This window comes from Pseudomonas sp. Ost2 (genome assembly GCF_018326065.1).
In the GTDB taxonomy this organism is placed as follows: Bacteria; Pseudomonadota; Gammaproteobacteria; order Pseudomonadales; family Pseudomonadaceae; genus Aquipseudomonas; species Aquipseudomonas gingeri.
In genome coordinates, this window is sequence record NZ_AP021904.1 from 1,022,950 (window position 1) to 1,047,594 (window position 24,645).

General features: G+C 62.6%; 19 protein-coding genes. 5 read left to right on the top strand and 14 right to left on the bottom strand.

The window, feature by feature from the left end; genetic code table 11:
• Positions 1–29 precede the first annotated feature (29 nt).
• The 5 genes from rbfA (at position 30) to KI243_RS04465 (ending at position 4,755) form a co-directional block, all read left to right on the top strand.
• Positions 30–446 carry a 30S ribosome-binding factor RbfA gene (rbfA, locus tag KI243_RS04445; protein ID WP_017126820.1) on the top strand — a complete coding sequence of 139 codons (417 nt, stop codon included), beginning with the start codon at positions 30–32 and terminating at the stop codon, positions 444–446.
• A gap of 3 nt (positions 447–449) precedes the next feature.
• The gene (gene truB, locus KI243_RS04450; RefSeq protein ID WP_017126821.1) at positions 450–1,367 is read left to right on the top strand and encodes a tRNA pseudouridine(55) synthase TruB; all 918 of its coding nucleotides are present in this window, start codon (positions 450–452) and stop codon (positions 1,365–1,367) included.
• 142 nt (positions 1,368–1,509) lie between these two features.
• Positions 1,510–1,779, top strand: coding sequence for a 30S ribosomal protein S15 (gene rpsO, locus KI243_RS04455; protein ID WP_002555121.1), 270 nt, complete (start codon positions 1,510–1,512; stop codon positions 1,777–1,779).
• Between the two features lie 223 nt (positions 1,780–2,002).
• Entirely contained in the window at positions 2,003–4,108 is a 2,106-nt protein-coding gene (pnp, locus tag KI243_RS04460; RefSeq protein ID WP_017126822.1) for a polyribonucleotide nucleotidyltransferase, read from the top strand.
• Positions 4,109–4,398: 290 nt separating this feature from the next.
• Positions 4,399–4,755 (top strand): BON domain-containing protein, encoded by a 357-nt coding sequence (locus KI243_RS04465; protein WP_017126823.1) that lies wholly within the window; start codon positions 4,399–4,401, stop codon positions 4,753–4,755.
• Positions 4,756–4,928: 173 nt separating this feature from the next.
• Here the strand turns inward: KI243_RS04465 and KI243_RS04470 are convergent, their stop codons facing one another.
• From KI243_RS04470 to dksA, 14 genes are all read right to left on the bottom strand, one after another.
• Positions 4,929–5,228, bottom strand: coding sequence for a DUF2845 domain-containing protein (locus tag KI243_RS04470; RefSeq protein ID WP_042935550.1), 300 nt, complete (start codon positions 5,226–5,228; stop codon positions 4,929–4,931).
• Positions 5,229–5,230: 2 nt separating this feature from the next.
• Positions 5,231–8,155: a DUF748 domain-containing protein gene (locus tag KI243_RS04475; protein ID WP_177085912.1), complete on the bottom strand. Its 2,925-nt coding sequence runs from the start codon at positions 8,153–8,155 to the stop codon at positions 5,231–5,233.
• 109 nt (positions 8,156–8,264) lie between these two features.
• Entirely contained in the window at positions 8,265–9,281 is a 1,017-nt protein-coding gene (locus KI243_RS04480; RefSeq protein WP_212810540.1) for a class I SAM-dependent methyltransferase, read from the bottom strand.
• A 136-nt stretch (positions 9,282–9,417) separates the two neighbouring features.
• Positions 9,418–11,355, bottom strand: coding sequence for an acetate--CoA ligase (acs, locus tag KI243_RS04485; protein WP_212810541.1), 1,938 nt, complete (start codon positions 11,353–11,355; stop codon positions 9,418–9,420).
• A gap of 270 nt (positions 11,356–11,625) precedes the next feature.
• Positions 11,626–13,290: a glucose-6-phosphate isomerase gene (pgi, locus tag KI243_RS04490; protein WP_017126828.1), complete on the bottom strand. Its 1,665-nt coding sequence runs from the start codon at positions 13,288–13,290 to the stop codon at positions 11,626–11,628.
• 338 nt (positions 13,291–13,628) lie between these two features.
• Positions 13,629–14,489 (bottom strand): pantoate--beta-alanine ligase, encoded by an 861-nt coding sequence (gene panC, locus KI243_RS04495; protein ID WP_212810542.1) that lies wholly within the window; start codon positions 14,487–14,489, stop codon positions 13,629–13,631.
• Positions 14,486–15,286, bottom strand: a complete 801-nt coding sequence (gene panB, locus KI243_RS04500; protein ID WP_017126830.1) for a 3-methyl-2-oxobutanoate hydroxymethyltransferase — start codon at positions 15,284–15,286, stop codon at positions 14,486–14,488. Before panB ends, panC begins: the two co-directional genes overlap by 4 nt.
• A 368-nt stretch (positions 15,287–15,654) precedes the next feature.
• Complete coding sequence (gene folK / locus KI243_RS04505; protein ID WP_212810543.1) at positions 15,655–16,137, bottom strand: 2-amino-4-hydroxy-6-hydroxymethyldihydropteridine diphosphokinase; 483 nt, start codon at positions 16,135–16,137, stop codon at positions 15,655–15,657.
• 4 nt (positions 16,138–16,141) lie between these two features.
• Positions 16,142–17,530, bottom strand: coding sequence for a polynucleotide adenylyltransferase PcnB (locus KI243_RS04510; RefSeq protein ID WP_017126832.1), 1,389 nt, complete (start codon positions 17,528–17,530; stop codon positions 16,142–16,144).
• Between the two features lie 751 nt (positions 17,531–18,281).
• Positions 18,282–19,715 carry a sigma-54 dependent transcriptional regulator gene (locus KI243_RS04515; RefSeq protein ID WP_017126833.1) on the bottom strand — a complete coding sequence of 478 codons (1,434 nt, stop codon included), beginning with the start codon at positions 19,713–19,715 and terminating at the stop codon, positions 18,282–18,284.
• 22 nt (positions 19,716–19,737) lie between these two features.
• Positions 19,738–22,692, bottom strand: a complete 2,955-nt coding sequence (locus tag KI243_RS04520) for a sensor histidine kinase (protein ID WP_167331640.1) — start codon at positions 22,690–22,692, stop codon at positions 19,738–19,740.
• A complete protein-coding gene (locus KI243_RS04525) occupies positions 22,676–22,852 on the bottom strand; it encodes a hypothetical protein (protein WP_003176118.1) in 177 nt (58 codons plus the stop codon). The genes KI243_RS04520 and KI243_RS04525 overlap by 17 nt, the downstream gene beginning before the upstream one ends.
• Positions 22,853–22,929: 77 nt before the next feature.
• Entirely contained in the window at positions 22,930–23,829 is a 900-nt protein-coding gene (gene gluQRS, locus KI243_RS04530) for a tRNA glutamyl-Q(34) synthetase GluQRS (protein ID WP_212810544.1), read from the bottom strand.
• Between the two features lie 96 nt (positions 23,830–23,925).
• Complete coding sequence (gene dksA, locus KI243_RS04535) at positions 23,926–24,372, bottom strand: RNA polymerase-binding protein DksA (protein WP_017126836.1); 447 nt, start codon at positions 24,370–24,372, stop codon at positions 23,926–23,928.
• Positions 24,373–24,645 lie beyond the last annotated feature (273 nt).

The following is a 24,645-nucleotide window of genomic DNA, read 5'->3' on the forward strand; positions in this document are numbered from 1 at the left end:
CACCGTGGGGCAGTAACAGGTAACAAGACATGGCAAAAGAATACAGCCGTACCCAACGTATCGGCGATCAGATGCAGCGTGAGCTGGCACAGCTGATCCGTCGTGAAGTCAAGGACCCGCGCGTCGGCCTGGTCACCATCACCGCTGTCGACGTCAGCCGTGACGTCGGCCACGCGAAGATCTTCATCACCGTGATGGGCCAGGACAACCCGGACGATATCGCCCAGAGCATCAAGGTGCTCAACTCGGCGGCAGGCTTCCTGCGCATGCAGTTGGCCCGCGAGATGAAGCTGCGCAGCGTGCCGCAGTTGCACTTCCACTACGACGAAAGCGTCGTGCGGGGTGCGCACCTGTCGGCGTTGATCGAGCGTGCCGTGGCCGAAGACAGCCAGCATGTCGGCGATGCGACGCCAGAAGGCAACCTTCCAGCAGACGGCCGGGAGTAAGCGGTGGCTCAGGTCAAACGTATCCGTCGTAACGTCAGTGGCATCATCCTGCTCGACAAGCCGCTGGGGTTTACCTCCAATGCGGCACTGCAGAAGGTTCGCTGGTTGCTCAACGCCGAGAAGGCCGGTCACACCGGCAGCCTCGACCCGTTGGCCACCGGCGTGCTGCCGTTGTGCTTCGGCGAGGCGACCAAGTTCTCGCAATACCTGCTCGATTCCGACAAGGGTTACGAAACCCTGATGCAACTGGGCAAGACCACCACCACCGCGGACGCCGAAGGCGAGGTTTTGCAGACACGCCCGGTGACCGTTGGTCGTGCCGATATCGAAGCGGTCCTGCCGGATTTTCGTGGGAAAATCAGTCAGATACCGCCGATGTACTCGGCACTCAAGCGTGACGGACAGCCGCTTTACAAGTTGGCCCGTGCGGGGGAAGTAGTGGAGCGCGAACCGCGTTCTGTTACTATTGCGCGCTTGGAATTGCTGGCCAGCGAAGGCGATACTGCCCGACTGGCGGTGGACTGCAGCAAGGGGACCTATATTCGTACCCTGGTTGAGGACATCGGTGAGAAGCTTGGCTGTGGCGCATACGTTGCTGAACTGCGACGGACCCAGGCCGGACCTTTCACCCTGGCGCAGACGGTCACGCTCGAAGAGCTGGAAGCGGTGCATGCCGAAGGTGGCAACGAGGCGGTCGACCGCTTCCTGATGCCATCCGACAGTGGCCTGCTGGACTGGCCGCTGCTGCAGTTCTCGGAACACAGTGCGTTCTACTGGCTCAACGGCCAGCCGGTACGTGCCCCGGACGCGCCGAAGTTCGGCATGGTACGGGTGCAGGATCACAACGGTCGCTTTATCGGTATCGGTGAAGTGAGCGAAGACGGGCGGATCGCGCCGCGTCGACTAATTCGGTCAGAATGACCGGAACCAGCCCGTGTCACAGCGGGCTGGCGAGGGTGGCTGTCAACAGGCACGGTCACTACTCATTTATAGATACAGGGATTTGTCCCTGGCCTGTTGAAACTGTTTTCCTGAAACAGTTTCCTGATAAAAGGATTGCCTCATGGCTCTCAGCGTTGAAGAAAAAGCTCAAATCGTTACCGACTACCAGCAAGCTGTTGGTGATACTGGTTCGCCAGAAGTGCAGGTTGCACTGCTGACCGCCAACATCAACAAACTGCAAGGTCACTTCAAGGCCAACGGTAAAGATCACCACTCCCGTCGTGGTCTGATCCGCATGGTTAACCAGCGTCGTAAGCTGCTGGACTACCTGAAAGGCAAGGACGTGAGCCGTTACAGCGCTCTGATCGGTCGCCTGGGTCTGCGTCGCTAATCAGCGATTGCGCTATGAGGTTGGTTGTTTGCTGTGTGTCAGCGGGTTTCCGCGAGCACATGGCAAGCTCCCAGCCTCTAGTTTTATCTGAACACCTGCTTTACCCGAAGAGAGCACCTGAAGGCTGCACCCGGACAATGACAGTCGGGCCGATCCCCGGCGTTGCCCAAGAATTTCGCAAGAAGACAAGTTCCCCAAGAGCCACAAAAGAAGGTAGGACACCGTGAACCCGGTAATCAAAAAATTCCAGTTCGGTCAGTCGACCGTTACCCTCGAGACTGGCCGTATCGCCCGTCAGGCCTCCGGCGCAGTGCTGGTCACCGTTGACGACGACGTCAGCGTATTGGTGACCGTTGTCGGTGCCAAGCAAGCGGATCCGGGCAAGGGCTTCTTCCCTCTGTCCGTGCACTACCAGGAAAAGACCTACGCTGCCGGCAAGATCCCTGGCGGCTTCTTCAAGCGTGAAGGCCGTCCTTCCGAAAAAGAAACCCTGACTTCGCGTCTGATCGACCGTCCGATCCGCCCGCTGTTCCCTGAAGGTTTCATGAACGAAGTGCAGGTTGTCTGCACCGTCGTCTCCACCAGCAAGAAGACCGATCCGGACATCGCCGCGATGATCGGTACCTCGGCGGCCCTGGCCATCTCCGGTATTCCTTTCGACGGCCCGATCGGCGCCGCTCGCGTAGCCTTCCACGAAAGCACCGGCTACCTGCTGAACCCGACTTACGAACAACTGAAAGCCTCGAGCCTGGACATGGTCGTGGCCGGTACTTCGGAAGCCGTACTGATGGTTGAATCGGAAGCCAAGGAGCTGACCGAAGACCAGATGCTGGGCGCCGTACTGTTCGCCCACGACGAATTCCAGGCCGTTATCCAGGCCGTGAAAGAGCTGGCCGCCGAAGCTGCCAAGCCAACCTGGACCTGGGCTGCCGCCCCTGAAGCCACCGCACTGCTGGGCGCTATCCGCGCCGAGTTCGGTGAAGCGATCTCCCAGGCCTACACCATCACCGTCAAGGCCGACCGCTACGCTCGCCTGGGCGAGCTGAAAGACCAGGTGGTTGCCAAGCTGTCGGGCGAAGAAGGCCAGCCTTCCGCGAGCGACGTCAAGGCCGCCTTCGGTGAAATCGAATACCGCACCGTTCGCGAAAACATCGTCAACGGCAAGCCACGTATCGATGGTCGTGACACCCGCACCGTACGTCCTCTGAACATCGAAGTCGGTGTTCTGCCGAAGACCCACGGTTCGGCCCTGTTCACCCGTGGCGAAACCCAGGCCCTGGTTGTCGCTACACTGGGCACCGCCCGTGACGCACAGCTGCTGGATACCCTGGAAGGCGAGAAAAAAGACCCCTTCATGCTGCACTACAACTTCCCTCCGTTCTCGGTGGGCGAGTGTGGTCGCATGGGCGGTGCAGGTCGTCGTGAAATCGGTCACGGTCGTCTGGCCCGTCGTTCGGTCCAGGCCATGCTGCCGGATGCCGCCGAGTTCCCGTACACCATCCGCGTGGTATCGGAAATCACCGAATCCAACGGTTCGAGCTCCATGGCTTCGGTCTGTGGCGCTTCCCTGGCTCTGATGGATGCCGGCGTGCCGATGAAGGCACCGGTTGCCGGTATCGCCATGGGCCTGGTCAAAGAGGGCGAGAAATTCGCCGTCCTGACCGACATCCTGGGTGACGAAGACCACCTGGGCGACATGGACTTCAAGGTAGCCGGTACCGCCAAGGGCGTCACCGCGCTGCAGATGGACATCAAGATCAAGGGCATCACCGAAGAGATCATGGAAATCGCCCTGGGCCAAGCCCTGGAAGCGCGCCTGAACATCCTCGGCCAGATGAACCAGATCATTGGCCAGTCGCGTACCGAGCTGTCGGAAAACGCACCGACCATGATCGCGATGAAAATCGACACCGACAAGATCCGTGACGTCATCGGTAAAGGCGGCGCGACCATCCGTGCGATCTGCGAGGAAACCAAGGCTTCGATCGATATCGAAGACGACGGTTCGATCAAGATCTTCGGCGAAACCAAGGAAGCGGCCGAGGCTGCGCGCCAGCGCGTCCTGAGCATCACCGCCGAGGCCGAGATCGGCAAGATCTACGTCGGCAAGGTCGAGCGCATCGTCGACTTCGGTGCGTTCGTCAACATCCTGCCGGGCAAGGACGGTCTGGTGCACATCTCCATGCTGAGCGACGCTCGCGTAGAGAAAGTGACCGACATCCTGAAGGAAGGCCAGGAAGTTGAAGTCCTGGTACTGGACGTGGACAACCGCGGCCGTATCAAGCTGTCCATCAAGGACGTTGCTGCAGCCAAGGCGTCGGGCGTTTAATCAGCCCAGCGCTTCCAGCTGAAAAAGGGACCCTGCGGGGTCCTTTTTTATGGGCGACGAAAAATGCCGGTATTTCAGCGGCTTGCTGGCAGATAAACGCTGCAACTTGCATGCAGCCAAGAGCGCCGGTCATGCAATCTGCACGATTCCGTTTTTGCTGAATATTTATAACTAATTGAATTTAAAGGGTTTTATTTGAGGTCGTGGGTTGGCACAGCGACTGCAACTCTATAGGTAACCCTGCTGCCAGGACACGGCGCAGACTTTCCAGAAGAACAGGAGTTACTCGTATGAAAAAGTTCGCTATCGCTACTGCAGCTGCCACCGCCCTGACCCTGACTCTGGCCAACGCTGCCTTTGCAGCCGAGCAGACCCAGGCCTCCAAGCCAATGGTGATCGCCGCCGGTGAAGTTACCAAGGCCAAGCAAGAGACTTCCGATACCTGGATCACCACCAAAGTCAAAGCCGATCTGCTCACCGAGAAAGGCATTCCGGGCTCCGACATCAAGGTTGAAACCGCCAACGGCGTGGTTTCCCTCTCCTCGGAGAAGCACGTGACCGCGGCACAGAAGGAAACCGCAGTGCATATTGCCAAGAACATCAAAGGGGTCAAGAACGTAACAGCTGAAGCCCTGAAAACCGAATAACGCCTTTGGATGACGCTGGAACCGGCACGAGGGAACAACGGCTGAGCCAGTCGTACATCCGTTGAGCCCAGAGGTTCATGCGACCGGTCACAAGGATGTGACCATTACAGGCCCCGATGCTTTGCATCGGGGCCTGTTCTATTGTGCGGCGGGAAGTTGCAGAAGGGAGAGCTTCAGTTATTGCGGGTGCTCTGGATATCGGTCAACTGCCCGCCCTGAAAGCGCAGCGACTGCTTCATGCCGCCGCTGGGCGTGTAGATCCACTCCTCGACCTTGACCCCGTCCACCCGATTGCCGTGGCGCACTTCCGTATAGCCCCGGTCGATCACCGCAACCGGCTGGCCACACTTGCTGACCACATCAAAGGTGCTGTCGCCGTAGCTGATCAGGCCTTTCTCGCAGCGCAGGGTGGTGGCCTGGGCCTGACTGGCGACCAGCAGGGCCGCCAGGCTGAACATGACGCGTTTTAGCATGGTTACTCGCTATCCAGGTGCAGGGGGGTGACGACGCGGCCATCGCTCTCGGCCTGGCCGAGGCTGGCGTCGATGAAGTACACACGATCGTCTTCCAGCTGGCCCTTGTCCACCAGGAAATCCTTGATGCTGCTGGCGCGGTCCTGGCCCAGCTTGCGCAGCAGCACGGCGTTGCCGCTCCAGTTCTTGATCACGCCGTCACGTAGCCTGGCGGTGCGCTCGTCGCGGCTCAACTGGGCCCATTCGGCCGGTGGCTGCTGCTTGAGCAGGGTGCGGTAGATGCCCTCCAGCATCGGCGCCTTCTCATCTTCCGGCACTTGCAGCAGCGAGGCCTGGGCCGGAACCTTGTCGCCACGGCGCTGGAGCATCTTGTAGTAGGTGGCCTGATATTCGCGATCCAGGCGTTGCTGGGCGATGAGGGGGCCGTCGCTGGTCTGCGCGCTGGTGCCTTCGATCTCCAGGCGCAGGTTGGGGCGCTCCTTCAATGCCGCCGCCAGCTTGGTCAGGGAGGATTCGGCGTCCTTGCTCAGGTCGCTGGAACCCGGGGCGAAGGCGACGTTGCTGAGGTCCTGGGAATCGCCGCCGGCGATCAGCCCGCCAATGAACTTGAAGGGCGCCGTGGCGGCTCGCACGATCAGGTTGCGCAGGGTCTGCCAGACAATCGGCATCACGCTGAACTGCGGATTGTTCAGGTCGCCGGAAACCGGCAGTTCGATGGAGATCTTGCCGTCGGAGTCCTTGAGCAGGGCGATCGCCAGCTTGATCGGCAGGTCGACCGCATCCGGGCTGTCGACTTTCTCGCCCAGTTGCAACTGCTCGACCACCAGCTTGTTCTCGGCCTTCAACTGGCCCTTGGTGATCAGGTAGTGCAGGTCGAGGTTGAGCCGGCCCTTGCGGATGCGGTAGCCGGCGAACTTGCCGGAGTACGGTGTCAGAGTGGTCAGTTCGACGCGCTTGAAGCTGGTGGCGATATCCAGGCTGGCCATCGGGTCGAAGGGGTTCAGCGCGCCCTTGATGGTCACTGGCGCATAACGATCGACCTTGCCCTTGATATCGACATCGGCCGGCTTGGCCTGGCGACTGTCGATGGTGCCGATCTGGCCGTTGAGCTGCTGGATGGCCGTGGCGAAGTTGGGGGTCAGGCTGAAGTCGGCGAAATTGGCCGACCCGTCGTTGATGGCGATGCCGCCGACATGGATGCCCAGCGGCTTGCTGTTCGACGGGGCCGCCTTGGCCGTGGACTTGCCGGCGCCCCCGGCCGGTTGTGGAATCAGCAGGTCATCGACGTTGGTGGTGCGGTCGTCGTTGATCATGAAGCGCGCATAGGGCTGGAACAGGCTGACCTTGTCGATCGACAGGCTGTCGCCGTGCTGGTAGTTCAGGCCGTCGACCACCAGTTTCTGCCATTTCACGAAGTCCCGGGTCTTGAGGGTATCGAGGGTGTGCAACTGATCGACCTGGGCCCGTCCGGTCACGCTGAAGGCCAGCGGATCGACGTTCTTGAGGTTGACGTCGAGGTCGCTGCCGAGCATGCCGCTGCGCACTTCCAGGCGGATAAAGGGTTCGACGTAAGCCTGGGCGACCCGCAGGTCGATGTCCTGGGTCTTGACCTTCAGTCTGGCGCTGATCGGGCTCAGGTTGACTTCGCCGCTGGCGAGGACCTTGCCCTGCTTGCCCAGCCCGGTATCGAGCTTGAGGGTGAAGGGCGACTGGTTGAGGCTGTCGAAATTCTGCAGATCGAGGTTCAGCGGGCCGAGATCGAGGGCGACCGGTGTCTTGTTCGCGCGGTCGGCGAGGTGCACGCGGTAGTCACGCAGTTGCACGTCCTTGAGCAGCACCTGCCAGGGTTTGCTCGGTGCCGCGGGCGCGGGAGCGGGGGTATCGGCGGTGGCCGGGGCCGGTTCCTTCACCGCGGGTTTGGCCGGCTGGCTGGCGAACAGTTTCTGCCAGTCCAGTTGACCATCCGCTTCGCGGGCGGCCCAGGTTTCCAGGTTGTTGCTGCGGATCTTGCCGACGACCACCTGCTGCTTGGCGAGGTCGACGCTGGTCTCGCTGACGTCCAGCCGCTCCAGGCGTACCAGGGGCCGGCCATCGGGGGCCTTGATGGCAAACGGCGCGACGCTGAGGGACGTATTGCTCAGCAGCATCTCGGTTTCCTTGGCGAGGCTGAGCTTGTAATCGGTGCTGAGATTGACGACGCCGTCTTCCAGATCGAGCGGCACGGCATCCCGGACATAGGGCCACCAGACCTTCATCTTGCCGTCGGTGACTTTCAGCGAACCTTCGGAGGCGATCGGCACCAGGCTGAAATTGCCTTTCCAGTCGATGCGCCCGCCTTCGGGACCGGCGGCCACCAGGGTCATGTCGGCGTTGTCGTCGGGCAGGGTGCTGAGGTTTTTCAGCTGCAGGTCCATCTTGTCGTAGAGGAACTCGATGGGTTCGCTCGGACGCAGGTCCTGGAAGTGCAGGTAGCCGCCGGCCAGTTCGATCTGGTCGATGCGCAGCGGGAACGGCTTGGCGTTCGGATCGGCCGGGGTCGGTTCGCTGGCCGGCAGCTTGAACAGCTGGGCAAGGTTGAGGGTACCGTCCTTGCTGAAGGTCACCTCGGTCCTGGGCTTGTCCAGCTGGATCTCGGCCAGGTGCAGGGCATGGGTCCAGAGGCTGTCGATCTGCAGATTGACATAGAGGCGCTCGAACGCGACCTGCTCCTTGCCCGGCTCACCGATATTCAGGCCCCACAGCGTCAGCTCGAGGCTGAACGGGTTGAACTCCAGGCGCTGGAGCTTGGCGGGCACCGTGGCGTAGTGCGCCAGTTGCTGGTTGGCAATACGCAGGCCCACGCCCGGCAAGATGAAGAACCCCAGCACGGTGTATAGCGCGAGAACGGTCAGCAAGGCGCCGAGGGCGCGTTTCAATCCTTTGGACATGTGAGGCTTCGTCTATCTCAGTCGGAGGTGCCTTGGAGTATGGCACGCGTTTACGGTTCCGAAGCAATCCCCTTTTTACATCGCCGAGCGTGGTTTTCCGGCGTTTTTCCTACAGCTGGAGGATCAGGGTTTTCAGCGGGGGCTGTCCGTCCCGGGACGGGAAGTCGGTGGCCGGTGCCAGTACCTGCCAATCGCGTACCGGCCGCCCGGTTTTTTCCGCGCACCGCAGGACCTGTTCACGCCAATCGTCCAGGCTGACTTTTGCCAGGTTGTTGCAGCAGATCAGCACGCCATTTTCGGCGGTGGCCAGCAGCGCCGGCTTGAGCAGGCTCTGGTAGTCGCGCAGCAGGTCGACGGTGCCGAAGGCGCTCTTGGCCCAGGCGGGTGGATCGAGCAGCACCAGGTCGTACTGGCGCTGTTCCAGGCGCTGGTAGCTCGGCAGCTTCTGGCCGCGGCGCTGGGCGATGGGCAGTCCGGCGAGCTGGCGGATGGCCGGGAAATAGTCGGACTGGACGAATTGCATGGCCGGCAGTTTCGGGTTGAGCAGGCCGTTCTCGCGGCCCACGGTCAGGTTGCCCTCGGCGAAGTCGAGGTTGCAGACTTCCCGGGCACCGCCGGCGGCGGCACTCAGGCCGACACCGCAGGTATAGGCAAACAGGTTGAGGACGCTTTTGCCCTGGCTGTGCTGCTTGACCCAGCCACGGGCATTGCGCAGGTCCAGGAACAGCAGTGGGTCCTGCCCGGCGTGGCGGCCGCGTACGCGGTAGTTGAGGCCCCATTCGTGACCGATCAGGTCGGCGAGGGCGCTTTCATCGGCGCGGTAGACCGGGTCTTCGCGATCGATCCGTGAGTTGCCGCGGGAGCGGTCGTTGTAGACCAGCAGGGTATCCAGTTGCAGGTGCTGGTTGATGGCCCCGTGCAAGGCCAGCAGCTCTTCGCGTTGCAGCGTCTGGTGGAAGGTCTGCACCATCAGTTGCGGGCCGTAGCGATCGATGGTCAGGCCACCGGCACCTTCCTGGCTGCCATGGAACAGCCGATAGCAGTCGGTGCCCTGGGCATGCAGTTCGGCCAGCAGGTCCTGGCGATGGTCGAGGGCGGCGCGCAGCGCCTGGTTCAAGGAAGACATGGAGCGCGCCTTGGGGTGGGAAGTGGCGCGGGAGTTTACCAGCCTTCCGGTATCAGGCCCATGCAGCTCGGCCGGGGTGGCGACGAAAGCCGGCTTTCGCCGCCACCGGGTGATTTCACCGGGCTATTTCACCGAGCTATTGATTCAGGCGCTTGGCGATCAGTCCTTCGACCACGCTCGGGTCGGCCAGGGTCGAGGTATCGCCCAGGCTGTCCAGTTCATTGCAGGCGATCTTGCGCAGGATGCGCCGCATGATTTTCCCCGAGCGGGTTTTCGGCAGGGCCGGCGCCCACTGGATCAGATCCGGCTTGGCGAAGCTGCCGATCTCCTGGCTGACATGGGCCAGCAGCGCTTTCCTGAGGGCCTCGCTCGGCTCGATGCCATTCATGGGGGTGACAAAGGCGTAGATGCCCTGGCCCTTGAGGTCGTGGGGATAACCGACCACGGCGGCTTCGGCGATGCTCTCGTGGAGCACCAGGGCGCTTTCCACCTCGGCGGTGCCGATGCGGTGGCCGGAGACGTTGATCACGTCGTCGATCCGCCCGGTGATCCAGTAATGGCCGTCTTCATCGCGGCGTGCACCGTCACCGGTGAAGTAATAGCCGGGGTAGGGCTTGAAGTAGGTGTCGAGCATGCGCTGTGGATCGCCGTAGACGCTGCGGATCTGTCCCGGCCAGCTGGCCTTGATCGCCAGCACGCCACTGCCGGCGCCGCTGATCTCCCGGCCCTGCTCGTCCAGCAGCACCGGTTGCACGCCGAACATCGGCTGGGTGGCACAGCCCGGCTTGAGCTGGCGGGAGCCGATCAGCGGGGTGAGCATGATGCCGCCGGTCTCGGTCTGCCACCAGGTGTCGACGATGGGGCAGCGCTGCTCGCCGACCACATTGAAGTACCATTCCCAGGCTTCCGGGTTGATCGGTTCGCCGACGCTGCCGAGCAGGCGCAGGCTTGCGCGGGAGGTCTGTTGCAGTGGTGCGGCGCCTTCGCGCATCAGGGCCCGGAGGGCGGTCGGCGCGGTGTAGAAGATATTGACCTGGTGCTTGTCGATCACCTGCCAGAAGCGCGAGCTGTCCGGATGGTTCGGCACGCCTTCGTAGATCAGGCTGGTGGCGCCGTTCGCCAACGGGCCGTAGACGATATAGCTGTGGCCGGTGACCCAGCCGACATCGGCGGTGCACCAGAAGACTTCGCCCGGGCGGTAGTCGAAGACGTACTGGAAGGTCATCGCCGCCTGCAGCAGGTAGCCGCCGGTGGTGTGCAGCACGCCCTTGGGTTTGCCGGTGCTGCCGGAGGTGTAGAGGATGAACAGCGGATCCTCGGCGTCCATCGGCTCGGCTGGGCAGTCATCGCTGACGCCATGCAGGGCCTGGTGATACCAGAGGTCACGGCCTTCGACCCATTGCACGTCACCCTGGGTGCGCTCCACCACCAGCACGGTACTGACGCCCGGGCAACTGAGCAGCGCCTTGTCGACATTCTGCTTGAGCGGTATGTACTTGCCACCGCGCACGCCTTCGTCGGCGGTGATCACGGTGCGACAGTCGGCATCGAGGATGCGGTCACGCAGGGCATCGGGAGAGAACCCGCCGAACACCACCGAATGGATGGCGCCGATCCGCGTGCAGGCGAGCATCGCGTAGGCCGCCTCGGGAATCATCGGCATGTAGATGCAGACCCGGTCGCCCTTTTTCACGCCGCGCTCTTTCAGCACGTTGGCCAGCCGGCAGACGTTGTGGTGGAGCTTGCGGTAGGTGATCTGCGCCGACTCGGCGGGATTGTCGCCTTCCCAGATCAGCGCGATGTTGTCGCCGCGCTCGGCGAGGTGGCGGTCGATGCAGTTGTAGCTGACGTTCAGTCGGGCGCCGGCGAACCATTGCGCCTGGCCGGTGCGCAGGTCCCATTGCTGGACCTTGTCCCACGGCCTGGACCAGTCGAGAAAGCGTTTGGCCTGTTCGGCCCAGAAGGTGTCGGGGTGGTCGATGGAGTCCCGGTAGAGCCGCTGGTAGTCATCCTGGCTCAGTTGGGCGGCCTGGCGGACGGCTTCGGCCTTGGGGTATGTGCTGATATCGAACATGGCGGTTCCTTGTTCTTGTCTGCGACAAGCCTAAGGGTGCGCTCTGTTGTGGCGGGGTTCAAGCGGATAAAAGGTCGAACCTGTTCCAGCTGATATCCCAGGCAGCTACATCCGGGATATCACTGACTGAACACGGCCCTTGTAGGAGCCGGCTTGCCGGCGATGGCGGCCGGCAGAGCGACACAAGGCCAAGGGGCCTCATCGCTGGCAAGCCAGCTCCTACAGGTCCTGTGTCCATGCACAGACACAGGACCCTGCCGGAGGGTGCTATCAACCGCGATGACGACCGCGGAAGTAGTTGATCAGGCCCTGGGTCGAGGCATCTTCGGCCGAAGACTCCTCGCTGCCGACCAGGCGGTTGTACACGCCCTTGCCCAGCTCCTTGCCCAGTTCCACGCCCCACTGGTCGAACGCGTTGATACCCCAGATCACGCTCTGCACGAAGACCTTGTGCTCGTACATCGCCACCAGGGCGCCGAGACGACGAGGGCTGATGCGCTCGACCACCAGGGTGTTGCTCGGACGGTTGCCGGGGATCACCTTGTGCGGCGCCAGCTTCTGCACGTCGGCTTCGCTCAGGCCTTTTTCACGCAGTTCGGCCTCGGCCTCGGCGCGGGTCTTGCCGAGCATCAGTGCCTGGCTCTGCGACAGGCAGTTGGCGTACAGCCACTGGTGATGGTCGGCCACCGGGTTGAAGCTGACGATCGGCACGATGAAGTCGGCCGGGATCAGCTGAGTGCCCTGGTGCAGCAACTGGTGATAGGCATGCTGGCCGTTGCAGCCGACGCCGCCCCAGATCACCGGGCCGGTATCGGTGGACACCGGGGTACCGTCCTGGCGCACGCTCTTGCCGTTGGATTCCATGTCCAGCTGTTGCAGGTGCTTGGTGATGTTGCGCAGGTAGTGGTCGTACGGCAGGATCGCGTGGCTCTGCGCGCCCCAGAAGTTGCCGTACCAGACACCCAGCAGGGCCAGCAGTACCGGCATGTTCTGTTCGAACGGCGCGTTCTGGAAGTGCTGGTCCATGGTGTAGGCACCGGACAGCAGTTCCTTGAAGTTCGACATGCCGATAGCGAGGGCGATCGGCAGGCCGATGGCCGACCACAGCGAGTAGCGCCCGCCGACCCAGTCCCACATCGGGAAGATGTTCTCTTCGCGGATGCCGAAGGCCACAGCGGCGGCGTTGTTGCTCGATACCGCGATGAAGTGCTTGTACAGCTCCGCCTCGGAACCGCCCTGGGCCAGGTACCAGTCACGGGCGGCACGGGCGTTCTTCAGGGTTTCGAGGGTGGTGAAGGTTTTCGACGAGACGATGAACAGGGTGGTCTCGGCGCGGATCTTCGCCGACAGCTCGTGGAACTCGCTGCCGTCGATGTTCGCCAGGTAATGGCAGCGCACGCCTTTATGGGCGTAGGACAGCAGCGCCTCGGAGACCAGTTCCGGGCCCAGGAACGAACCGCCGATACCGATGTTCACCACGTCGGTGATCGGCTTCTCGGTGTAGCCACGCCACAGGCCGTCGTGGATTTTCCCGACCAGCTCGGTCATCTGGTTGAGGACTTTGTGCACGTCGGGCATCACATTGACGCCGTTGACCGACAGTTTGTCACCCACCGGACGGCGCAGCGCGGTGTGCAGCGCCGGGCGACCTTCGGAGGCGTTGACCAGTTCGCCGGCAAACAGCGACTTGATCGCGCCTTGCAGGTCGACCTCATTGGCCAGGCCCACCAGCAGGTTGCGGGTCTCGTTGGTGATCAGGTTCTTGGAGTAGTCGAGGAACAACCCGCAGCTGCTGAGGGTGAATTGATTGAAGCGCTGCGGATCGGCATTAAAGGCTTCGCGCATGCTGAAGTTGTGCATGTTTTCGCGGTGTTGGTTCAACGCCTGCCAGGCGGGCAGAGCGGTCACGTCGTGAGGAGTGCGGTAGTACGCCATCGCTGCGGATTTCCTTTTACGAGAACTGCCTTTTGGACATTTGGCTTTTTGGACACCAGAAACGCCGGAACGTCCTGCTTTTATCGGTGGCAGTGTCCGGCAACCTGCGTCGGCACGGTTGGGAGACGCAGCGCGATTACAGTAAACCTCACGCAGGCGTCTGTCTTGGCTTTGTCTGACCTTTTCTCGGTACTTTTTCGCACTCTCGGGTCCGACAGGCGTTTTTCAGTCCGAGCCGGGCCTGATCAGGCGAGCTGTACCGGGGGCGTGTACAACAGCGGATACGGGCCCCGGGCGGCGGCAGTTTGCCCGAAGCCCGGGGCCCGGGCAATCGCTGCTCAGGCGGGTGTATCGAGGTTCAGGTGCAGGTTGTCGATCAGGCGGGTGGTGCCGAGGAACGCGGCGACCAGGATCACCAGGTCACGGTCCTGCGCGGTGGCCGGGCGCAGGCTGAGGGCGTGGCGGATTTCCAGGTAGTCCGCACGCAAGCCTGCGCTTTCGATCAACCGGGTATGCTCGGCGAGCAGCTTCGGATAGTCGCGCTCGCCCTGCTCGATGGCCGTGGCGATCTGGCTCAGGCTGCGATACAGCGCCGGGGCGGTGGCCCGTTCGGTTTCGCTGAGGAAACCATTGCGCGACGACAGCGCCAGGCCGTCGGCGGCCCGTACGGTCGGCTCGCCGAGCACCTGGATCGGCATGTTCAGGTCATGCACCAGGGCACGGATCACGGCCAGTTGCTGGTAGTCCTTCTGGCCGAACACCACCAGGTCGGGCTGGACCATGTTGAACAGCTTGCTGACCACGGTCGCCACGCCCTCGAAGTGACCGGGGCGGCTGGCGCCACACAGGCCTTCGGACAGGTGCGGAACGCTGACCCGGGTCTGCCCGGCCATGCCGTCGGGATACATCTCCTCGACTGTCGGGGCGAACAGCAGGTGGCAGCCAGCCTCGAGCAGTTTCTCCTGGTCGGCGGCGAGGGTGCGCGGGTACTTGTCGAGGTCTTCGTTGGCGCCGAATTGCAGCGGGTTGACGAAGATGCTCGCCACCACGAAATCCACGCGCTGGGCCGCCTTGGTCACCAGGGCGGCGTGGCCGGCATGCAGGTTGCCCATGGTCGGTACGAAGCCGATGCGTTTGCCCTCGCTGCGGGCGCGCGCGACGGCGGCCCGCAGCTCGCGGACGGTCTTGACTGTATTCATGCCGAAAACCCGTGTTCGGTGCCTGGGAAGGTGACGGCCTTGACTTCGCTGACGTAGGCGCCGATTGCCCCTTGGATGCTGGTCTGGCCGGCCATGAAGTTCTTCACGAACTTGGGCACGCGACCGCTGATGGACAGCCCGAGCATGTCGTGCAACACCAGGACCTGACCGTCGGTGGCGGTACCGGCCCCGATACCGATGACCGGCACCTTGACCGCCTGGGTGATTTCCGCCGCCAGTTCGCTCGGCACGCACTCCAGCAGGATCATGGCGACACCGGCCTGTTCCAGGGCGATGGCGTCGGCACGCATCTGCCGGGCCTGGGCTTCGCCGCGGCCCTGGACCTTGTAGCCGCCGAAGATGTTCACCGACTGCGGGGTCAGGCCCAGGTGCGCGCAGACCGGTACACCCCGTTCGGCCAGCAGGCGAATGGACTCGGCGAGCCAGGCCGCGCCCTCGACCTTGACCATGTTGGCGCCGGCCTGCATCAGCAGGGCGCTGTTGTGCAGGGTCTGTTCGACGGTGGCATAGGCCATGAACGGCAGGTCGGCGACGATGAATGCACCCTGGTTGCCGCGCTTGACGCTGGCGGTGTGGTACACGACGTCGGCCACGGTCACGGGCAGTGTGCTGTCATGCCCTTGGGAAACCATGCCCAGCGAGTCGCCAATCAGCAGCACTTCGACGCCGGCTTCGCAGGAAGCGTGGGCGAAGGTCGCGTCATAGCAGGTCAGCATGGTGATTTTCTCACCTTTCTGCTTGAGGCTTTGCAAGGTGGTCAGGGTAATGTCTGGCATGAAAAAGTCCTCTTCAGGCGCCGTGCAAATTACTGCGAGTAACGCGCGTGATTCGTCATTTATGCAGGCGCACGTTCTTTTGTCGTGCTTATAAAGCCTGGATTGCGCCCTTCAACGCCGCAGGGGCGGCAACGGGACGCCTATAGTCGTGAGGAGAACGGGGGAAGTCAATCAGGTGTGTTACCGCAATGTTACGCCGGGAGTGTTACCGGTGTAACTGATGCGATTCAGCAAAGCCTCGGTCGAGGCAAGCGTGCAGGCGACCCCTGTGGGAGCCGGCTTGCTGGCGATGACGCTGCTTCATTCAACGTCGTCGTGACTGACCGATCGCTATCGCCAGCAAGCCAGTCCCCACGCCAGAAGCGGTGTTACGGGAGCAGGCGTTCCAGGCCGACGAACGGGCATTCGGCGAGCAGGTCGCGCAGTGTGCGGCCATCGGCCAGTCGCAGGTCGGCGGGCACCAGCTCCGCCAGCGGATACAGCACGAAAGGGCGGGCCTGCATATGGTAATGCGGGACCTTCAGGCGCGGCTCGTCGATCAGCCGGTCGCCGAACAGCAGGATATCCAGGTCCAGCGTGCGCGGCCCCCAGCGTTCATGCCGCTCGCGACCCTGGTCGATTTCGATGGCCTGCAGCGCATCGAGCAGGGTCAGTGGCGCCAGGCCGCTGTCGAGGGCGGCCACCGCGTTGGTATAGCGCGGCTGGCCGGGTAGCAGCGAATCGCTCTGGTAGAACGCCGAGACGCCCGCCAGCTCGGTTTCCGGCAGTTGCGCCAGAGCCCGGACGGCATGGCGCAGTTGCTCCGCGGGGTCTGCCAGGTTGCTGCCCAGGCCGATATAGACGCGCTCCATCGACTTATTCTTCCGAGCCGGCGGTACGCTTGCGCTTGCCGGCGCTGCTGCGACGACGCTTGCGCGGTGCACCGCTGGCGTCTTCCTTGCCGCTGAGGTCGCGGATCATGTCGCGACGGCCGGCATCATTGGCGTCCTGATAATCGGTCCACCAGTCACCCAGGCCATCGGTCTGTTCGCCAGCGGTTTCGCGCAGCAGCAGGAAGTCATAGCCGGCACGGAAGCGCGGGTTGTCCAGCAGCAGGTCGGCGCGTTTGCCGCTGCGGCGTGGCAGGCGCTCCTGCATGTCCCAGATTTCGCGGATCGGCAGGGTGAAACGCTTGGGGATCGCAATACGCTGGCATTGCTCGCTGATCAGTTCGTGGGCCGCTTCCTGCATTGCCGGAATAGGCGGCATGCCACGGGCCTGCAGGCGCAATACCCGCGCCGGCAGGGCCGGCCACAGCAAGGCGGCAAACAGGAAGGCCGGCGTCACCGGCTTGTTCTGCTTGATGCGCAGGTCGGTATTGATCAGGGCTTCGCTGATCAGTGTATGGGTATAGCTCGGGTTGTGCTCCAGCGCCTCGAAACTGGCGGGGAACAGCGGTTCGAACAGATTGAGGTCGACCAGCATCTCGAAGGTGTCGGCGGCATACCCCGAGAGGAACAGCTTGAGCACTTCCTCGAACAGCCGGGCCGAGGGAATCTCGCGCAGCATCGGCGCCAGATTGCGGATCGGCGCGACGGTATGTTTCTCGATACCGAAGTCCAGCTTGGCGGCAAAACGCACGGCGCGCAGCATCCGCACCGGGTCTTCCTGATAACGCTGGGTCGGGTCGCCGATCAGGCGGATCAAGCGATTGCGAATGTCGTGTACGCCATTGGCGTAGTCGAGGATGCGTTCGCTGACCGGATCGTAATACAGGGCGTTGATGGTGAAGTCGCGGCGCTGGGCATCGTCTTCGAGGGTGCCGTAGACGTTGTCGCGCAGGATCCGCCCGCTTTCGTTGCGGGAGGACTGGTTGCTGTCTTCCTCCTCGTCGTTCTGCGGGTGATTGGCGCGAAAGGTCGCGACTTCGATGATTTCCCGGCCAAAGTGGATATGCACCAGCTTGAACCGACGACCGATGATACGGGCGTTGCGGAATTCGGCGCGGATCTGCTCCGGCGTGGCGCTGGTGGCGACGTCGAAATCCTTGGGGGTGATATTGAGCAACATGTCACGCACGCAACCGCCGACCAGGTAGGCCTGGTAGCCGGCGTTCTGCAGGCGTTCGACGATGTTCACCGCATACCGGCTGAACTGCGCCTTCTGCAGCGAATGCTGGCTGCTGTTGAGCACTTCAGGGGTGCTGCGTTTATGTTGCGTTCGACGCAAGGGAGAACGGAATGACTGGAACAACTTCTTCAGCATGGGATGCACTGTTTGAAGGAATATTCGGCCAACACGAAGAATGACCGCATGATGGGCGGGGATTCTAGCATTTAGTCGAGGGATGGTGTAGGAAGCTGCGGCGGCAGTGCTGAAGAGTGGCTCCGGGCCTTATGGGGCGGGCCTTGAGAGGGCGAAAACCGTACTTTGGAAAGCGTAATCGCAGAAACTACAAGGGGAGCCGAAGCTCCCCCAGAAGTAGTTGCGTGCTCTTTTTTTATTATGGTTGCGGGCTTCTTGTTTTTGTTGATCGCCCTGTGCCACGGGTCTTCATGCCCGTGACGCCTCCCAATCGGGAGATAAGAGCAAACGGATTGCTTTGGTCGCTGTGTTGTCATGATCCATCGGATCCAACCAGTTCAGGCTCTACCTTGAGGGTAGTTTTTGTTGTTCTCGGCCTGGTCGTGGGGCAAGCCCCAAATACAACGCCTCTCCAAAAGAATCAGTTAGCTGCGCCTCCGCCCTGTTGTTCTTGTTGTGCGTGAGTCGATTCGTCTTATTTTTATTGTCTTGTACATTGCTTGTTATTGTTCTTGTACGAGACATATAGCAGGTGTCGTGCCAACTTTTGCATGGCCCAGCAAAACCGGGGGCTTCGAGGGTTTTCCGATTTTCTGAAGGCATAAAAAAGCCGGATCTTCGTTACCGATAGACCCGGCTTTTGTTACGCGAAAAAACTGCGGTAACAGTTTTTTCACATCCCGGGGTGTTACCCGGGGAACTGAATCCGGCTTCAGCTTTCGCTGGCCACCCCGGTCTTGCGCCGCGGGATGCCCAGGCGCTGGCGCCGTTCCCACAGGCACTTGCGGCTGACCCCGAGCTTGCGTGCCAGCTCGGTCTCGGTCATGTGGTCCTGGTGTTCCAGGACGAAGTGCTGGAAGTAGTCTTCCAGCGATAGGTCCTCGGTCGGCTCGTGGCTGGTGTTACCGGGATTGTTCTGCTGGGGCGCGAGGCCGATGAAGTCGTCTTCCTCCAGATCGCTCAGTTCGATGTCGATGCCCAGCAGATCGGCCGAGATTTCCGGGCTTTCGCACAGGATCACCGCGCGTTCCACCGCATTCTCCAGTTCGCGGACGTTGCCCGGCCACGAATAGTGGCGGATGGCTTGTTCCGCATCCGGGGCGAACTTCAGGTCGTTGCGTCCGACACGGGCACTCTGGCGGGCCAGGAAGGCGTTGGCGATCTCGTTGACGTCGGCGCCACGCTCGCGCAGGGCCGGCAGTTTCAGGGCGATCACATGCAGGCGGTAGTAAAGGTCCTCACGGAACTGGCCGATCTTGGCCAGGCTCTTGAGGTCGCGGTGGGTGGCGGCGATCAGGCGCACATCGACTTTCTGCGACTGGACCGAGCCGACCCGGCGGATTTCACCTTCCTGCAGGACCCGCAGCAGGCGTGCCTGGGCTTCCAGTGGCAGTTCGCCGATTTCGTCGAGGAACAGCGTGCCGCCGTCCGCGGCTTCCACCAGGCCGGCACGACCGGCGCTGGCGCCGGTGAATGCGCCTTTCTCGTGGCCGAACAGTTCGGACTCGATCAGGGTTTCCGGAATGGCCGCGCAGTTCACCGAGATCATCGGAGCCTTGGCGCGCCTGGACAGGTTGTGCAGGGCGCGGGCCACCAGTTCCTTGCCGGTCCCCGACTCGCCCTGGATCAGCACGTTGGAGTCGGTGGGCGCGACCTTGCGGATCTTGCTGTAGAGATCCTGCATCGGCGCGCAGGTGCCGATGATGCCGATCTCGCCATTGCTGTTGTCGGCGCCGGCTTTCTCCGCCGCGCCGTTGCTCTTGGCGACCCGCTCCGCGGGTGCGCCCTGGCCGCTCTGGCGATCGCGCAGGATGCGGGCCACGGCCTGGAGCATCTCGTCGTGGTCGAAGGGCTTGGCGATGTAGTCCACCGCGCCCATCTTCATCGAGTCCACGGCGGAACGCAGGCTGGCGTAGCTGGTCATGATCAGCACCGGCGTGCCCTGGCCGAGCTTGATCAGCTCGGTGCCTGGGGCGCCGGGCAGGCGCAGGTCGCTGACGATCAGGTCGAACGAGGGGATGCTGAAGCGTTCCTGGGCTTCCTGCACCGAGCCGGCTTCGCTGACCTGGTACTGATTGCGCTCCAGCAGGCGACGCAAGGCAGAGCGGATAATGGTTTCGTCTTCGACGATCAAAATGTGCGGCATTGATTCGGTTCTCTCGACGGTCTCAGTTCACAGCGGACGTCGCTTCGACATGACGCGGTAAGGTCACCCGGATACGGGTGCCGCGTTGGCTTTCGGTGTCAGCCGGGCTGTCGATGGTGATTTGTCCATAATGCTCTTCAACGATGGAATAGACCAGTGCAAGGCCCAGTCCGGTACCTTCGCCAGGATCCTTGGTGGTGAAGAAGGGTTCGAACAATCGGTCCATGATGTTCTTCGGGATGCCGCTACCTTCGTCTTCGACGATCAGGTCGACCGTGTGTTCGAAGGCTTCGCTCTTGACCCGTACCGCGCTGCCGGCGGGCGATGCGTCACGGGCGTTGGACAACAGGTTGATCAGCACTTGCGCCAGGCGCTGCGGATCGCCGTCGACCCAATGTTCGGGGTCGCACAGGTTGAAGAACTGTACTTCGAAATTGCGCCGGTTCAGGGCCAGCAGACCAATGGCATCCTGGGCGACCTCGGCCAGGCACACCGGTTCGTCGTTGTGCTGGTGGCTGCCGGCATGGGCGAAGCTCATCAGCGACTGGACGATGCGCGAGACGCGCTTGGTCTGCTCGATGATCTGCCCGCTGATCTCGGTGATCTCGCCGTCTTCCTCGCGCTCTTCGCGCAGGTTCTGCGCCAGGCAGGCGATCCCGGTGATCGGGTTGCCGATCTCGTGCGCGACCCCGGCGGCCAGGCGGCCGATGCTCGCCAGGCGCTCGGAATGCACCAGCTTGTCTTCGAGCATCTGGGTTTCGGTCAGGTCCTCGACCAGCAGCACCAGGCCGCTGTTGCCCGGGGCCAGCGGTTCGTCGATCGCCGCCTTGTGCAGGTTCAGCCAGCGGGTCTGGCCGTCGAGGGCCAGGTGTTGCTTGTGCAGGTGTTCGTCCGGCAGGTTGATAAAACCTTGCAACAATTCTTTCCACGGTTCGCCCAGGGTGCCCAGGCGCGAGCCGACGACCCGTTGCGCGGCAACGCCGGTGAGTTCTTCCATGGCCTTGTTCCACATCAGGATCTCCTGGTCCTTGGCCAGCGAGCAGACGCCCATGGGCAGTTCCTGCAAGGTCTGGCGGTGGTAGCGGCGCAGGGCATCGAGTTCGGCGGCCAGCCCGGTCAGGCGCGAGTGATAGTCCTCGAGGCGGCTCTCGATGAAGTGGATGTCTTCGGTGACATAGCTTTCACCGCCGGCCTTGTACGGCAGGAAGGTCTCGACCATGTCCTGGGCCACGCTCGGTCCCATCAGGCCCGACAGGTTGGCCTCGATCCGGTCGCGCAGGCGGCGCAGGGCATAGGGGCGCCGTTCGTCGAAAGGCAGGTAGAGGTCACGCAGGGCTTGCTCGACTTCCTTCTGCGCGGCCTTGGCTCCCAGCGGCTTGGCCAGTTGCGTGGCGAACTCCTGGGGCGAGGCCGCGTGCAGTTCGCGTCGCTGCGGCCGACGGACGTTGTCTACCGCGCAGGCTTCGGCGGCACTGGCCTCTTCCGGGCTGGCATTGCTGAACAGCGAGATCAGCGTGAACATCAGCACGTTGGCCGCCAGCGAGGCGATGGCCGCCATATGCCAGCTGGTATCGTCCAGCACGTAGATCATATTCAGCAGGGGAATATAGAAACCCTGCAGGTTGCCGATCAGCGGCAACATCATGGTGACCATCCAGACGATGATCCCGGCCAGCAGGCCGGCGATGAAGCCGCGGCGGTTGGCGGTCGGCCAGTACAGCACCGAGAGCACGCCGGGGAGGAATTGCAGGGTGGCGACAAAGGCGACGATGCCGAGGTTGGCCAGGTCCTGTTCGGCGCCGAGCAACAGGTAGAAGCCGTAGCCGGCCATGATGATCGCGACGATCAGGGCGCGGCGGGTCCATTTCAGCCAGCGGTAGATATTGCCTTCGGCCGGGGGCTGGTAGAGCGGCAGCACCAGGTGGTTGAGGGCCATGCCGGACAACGCCAGGGTGGTGACGATGATCAGCCCGCTGGCGGCCGAAAGCCCGCCGACATAGGCCAGCAGCGCCAGGGCCTGGTTGTTGGCGGCGATGCCGATGCCCAGGGTGAAGTATTCCGGGTTGGTGGTGGCGCCCAGCTTCAGCCCGGCCCACAGGATCAACGGCACCGCCAGGCTCATCAGCAGCAGGAACAGCGGCAGTCCCCAGCTGGCGCTGACCAGCGAGCGCGGGTTGAGGTTCTCGGTAAAGGTCATGTGATACATGTGCGGCATCACGATGGCCGAGGCGAAGAACACCAGCAGCAGGGTGCGCCACGGGCCTTCCTGCAGCGGCGTGTGCAGGGCGGCGAGGGCGGTCTGGTTCTGCAGCAGCCACAGTTCGAGCTGCTGCGGGCCGTCGAAGACCCCGTAGAGGGCATAGAGGCCGACCCCGCCGATGGCGATCAGCTTGATCACCGATTCGAAGGCAATCGCGAAGACCAGGCCTTCGTGTTTCTCCCGGGTGGCGATATGGCGCGAGCCGAAGAAGATGGTGAACAGGGTGATCAGCGCGCAGAAGCTCAGGGCCACGCGGTGCTGCACCGGTTCGCGGGTGAGGATGCCAATTGAATCGGCCACCGCCTGGATCTGCAGGGCCAGCAGCGGCAGCACGCCGATCAGCATGAACACCGTGGTCAGCGCCCCGGCCCAGGTGCTGCGAAAGCGGAAGGCGAACAGGTCGGCCAGGGATGACAGCTGGTAGGTGCGGGTTATCTTCAGGATCGGGTACAGCAGCACCGGTGCCAGCAGAAAGGCGCCGGAGACTCCCAGGTAGCTGGAGAGGAAGCCATAGCCGTACTGGTAGGCCAGGCCCACGGTGCCATAGAACGCCCAGGCGCTGGCATAGACGCCCAGCGACAGGGTGTAGGTCAGCGGGTGACGAATGATCGAGCGTGGAATCACGCCCCGTTCGCTGATCCAGGCGACACCGAACAGGGCCAGCAGGTACGCGGCGCTGATCAGCAGCATCTGGGTCAGGCTAAAGCTCATCGGCATCTTTTTGGCTCTGCAGGATGAAGGTCACGACGATCAGAATCAGCCAGAGCAGATAGGGCCGATACCAGGCGCCCGTCGCGTCGATCCACCAGTCCATGATCGCCGGCGAGAACAGGTAGATCCCGACTACCAGGAGCAGGACCAATCGATAGATGTACATCCTGGCCTCTCTTTTTTATAGGCGTGCCCGAAAACGTGCGGCGATGGTAACGGATGGGTGCCAACCTGCAAGGGGCGTCAGCGCAATTGCGCTTCGGCCAGGGTCGCGACCCTGGGAATCAGTGTGGCATCCCAATGGCGGATTCCCCAGTCGAGCACTTCCCTGGGCGTGCCCTGTTCCAGTGCGGTGGGTGGTGTCTGCCCCAGTGTACGCAGGGCCCGCATCAGCAACGGCGTGGCCTGATCGCCGGTCAGTGGCGGGGAGCGGTAGGACTTGCCGAGCTTGTTGCCGTCCGGCTGGATGATCAGCGGGACATGCAGGTAACGCGGCTGCGGCAGGCCCAGCAATTCCTGCAGGTAGAGCTGGCGTGGTGTCGAGTCCAGCAGGTCGGCACCGCGCACGATATCGGTCACGCCCTGCCAGGCATCGTCGAGCACCACCGCCAGTTGGTAGGCATACAGCCCATCGCGGCGACGGATCACGAAGTCGCCGGCCTCGCGCCCCAGGTGCTGGTGGAACTCGCCCTGGACCCGGTCCTGGAAGCGGTAGATCAGTTCCGGGACCCGCAGGCGAATGGCGGCGTTGTCGATGTCGTACCCGAGGTTGCGGCACAGGCCGGGATATATCCCGTCATAGGCTTCCAGCTCCTTGCGCGAGCAGGTGCAGGCGTAGGCCAGCCCCTGGCTGAACAGGCGATCGAGTACCTGGGCGTAGGCGTCATGACGGTCGCTCTGGCGGATCATTTCGCCATCCCACTCGAAGCCGTAGCGTTCCAGGGCGTCGAGGATCGCGGCCTGGGCGCCGGGGGCCTCCCGTGGCGGATCGAGGTCTTCCATGCGCAGCAGCCAGCGGCCACCGACTGAGCGGGCATCCAGGTAGGAGGCGAGTGCCGCGACCAGCGAGCCGAAGTGCAGGTGTCCGCTGGGTGTGGGGGCGAAGCGTCCGATATAGGCGGGCGAAGCGGTGATGGCAGTCATAAGTCGCAGGGTACTGGATCCGTGGAGGGCAGCGCCAGGAAACGCAGAAACGAAAACGGAGCGTTCGCACGCTCCGTTCGTTCAGTCCGGCATGGATTACTTGCCGACCTGTTTTTCCTTGATCTCCGCAAGGGTCTTGCAGTCGACGCACATATCGGCGGTCGGTCGGGCTTCCAGCCGGCGGATGCCGATCTCGACGCCGCAGGACTCGCACCAGCCATACTCTTCGTCTTCGATGAGCTGCAGGGTCTTGTCGATTTTCTTGATCAGCTTGCGCTCGCGGTCGCGGGCACGCAGTTCGAGGCTGAATTCCTCTTCCTGGCTGGCGCGGTCGGCGGGATCAGGAAAGTTGGCCGCTTCGTCTTTCATGTGGTCAACGGTGCGGTCGACTTCCTGCATCAGGTCCTGCTTCCACTTCTGCAGGATCTTGGTGAAGTGCTTGCGCATGGGCTCGCCCATGTACTCCTCGCCCTTGCCTTCAACATAGGGTTCGAAGCCGCTGATCTTTTGCTCAGTGCTTTGCTGCTTTGCTTGGGTGGGCATGAATGGACCGCCTCTACTCTTCTAATCCATTGCGCAGGATTTCAACATCACCGACACCTGCCGGCCCTGCGGCTGCAAGCGGGCGAACTTACCAGATCGAATCGGGGCGCGCTACTCCCGGTTGTCGAGCCTTGAGATGCGGGCCGGCCCCGGCAGTTTCCGGCGATCTTCGACGGGACCTTCGTCGGCAAGTATCGCGCCGACAGGTTTCACGGTGGTTTCAGGGCCGTGACGGGCCGATCGACGGGATGGTTGAATCTTCATTTTAGTCAA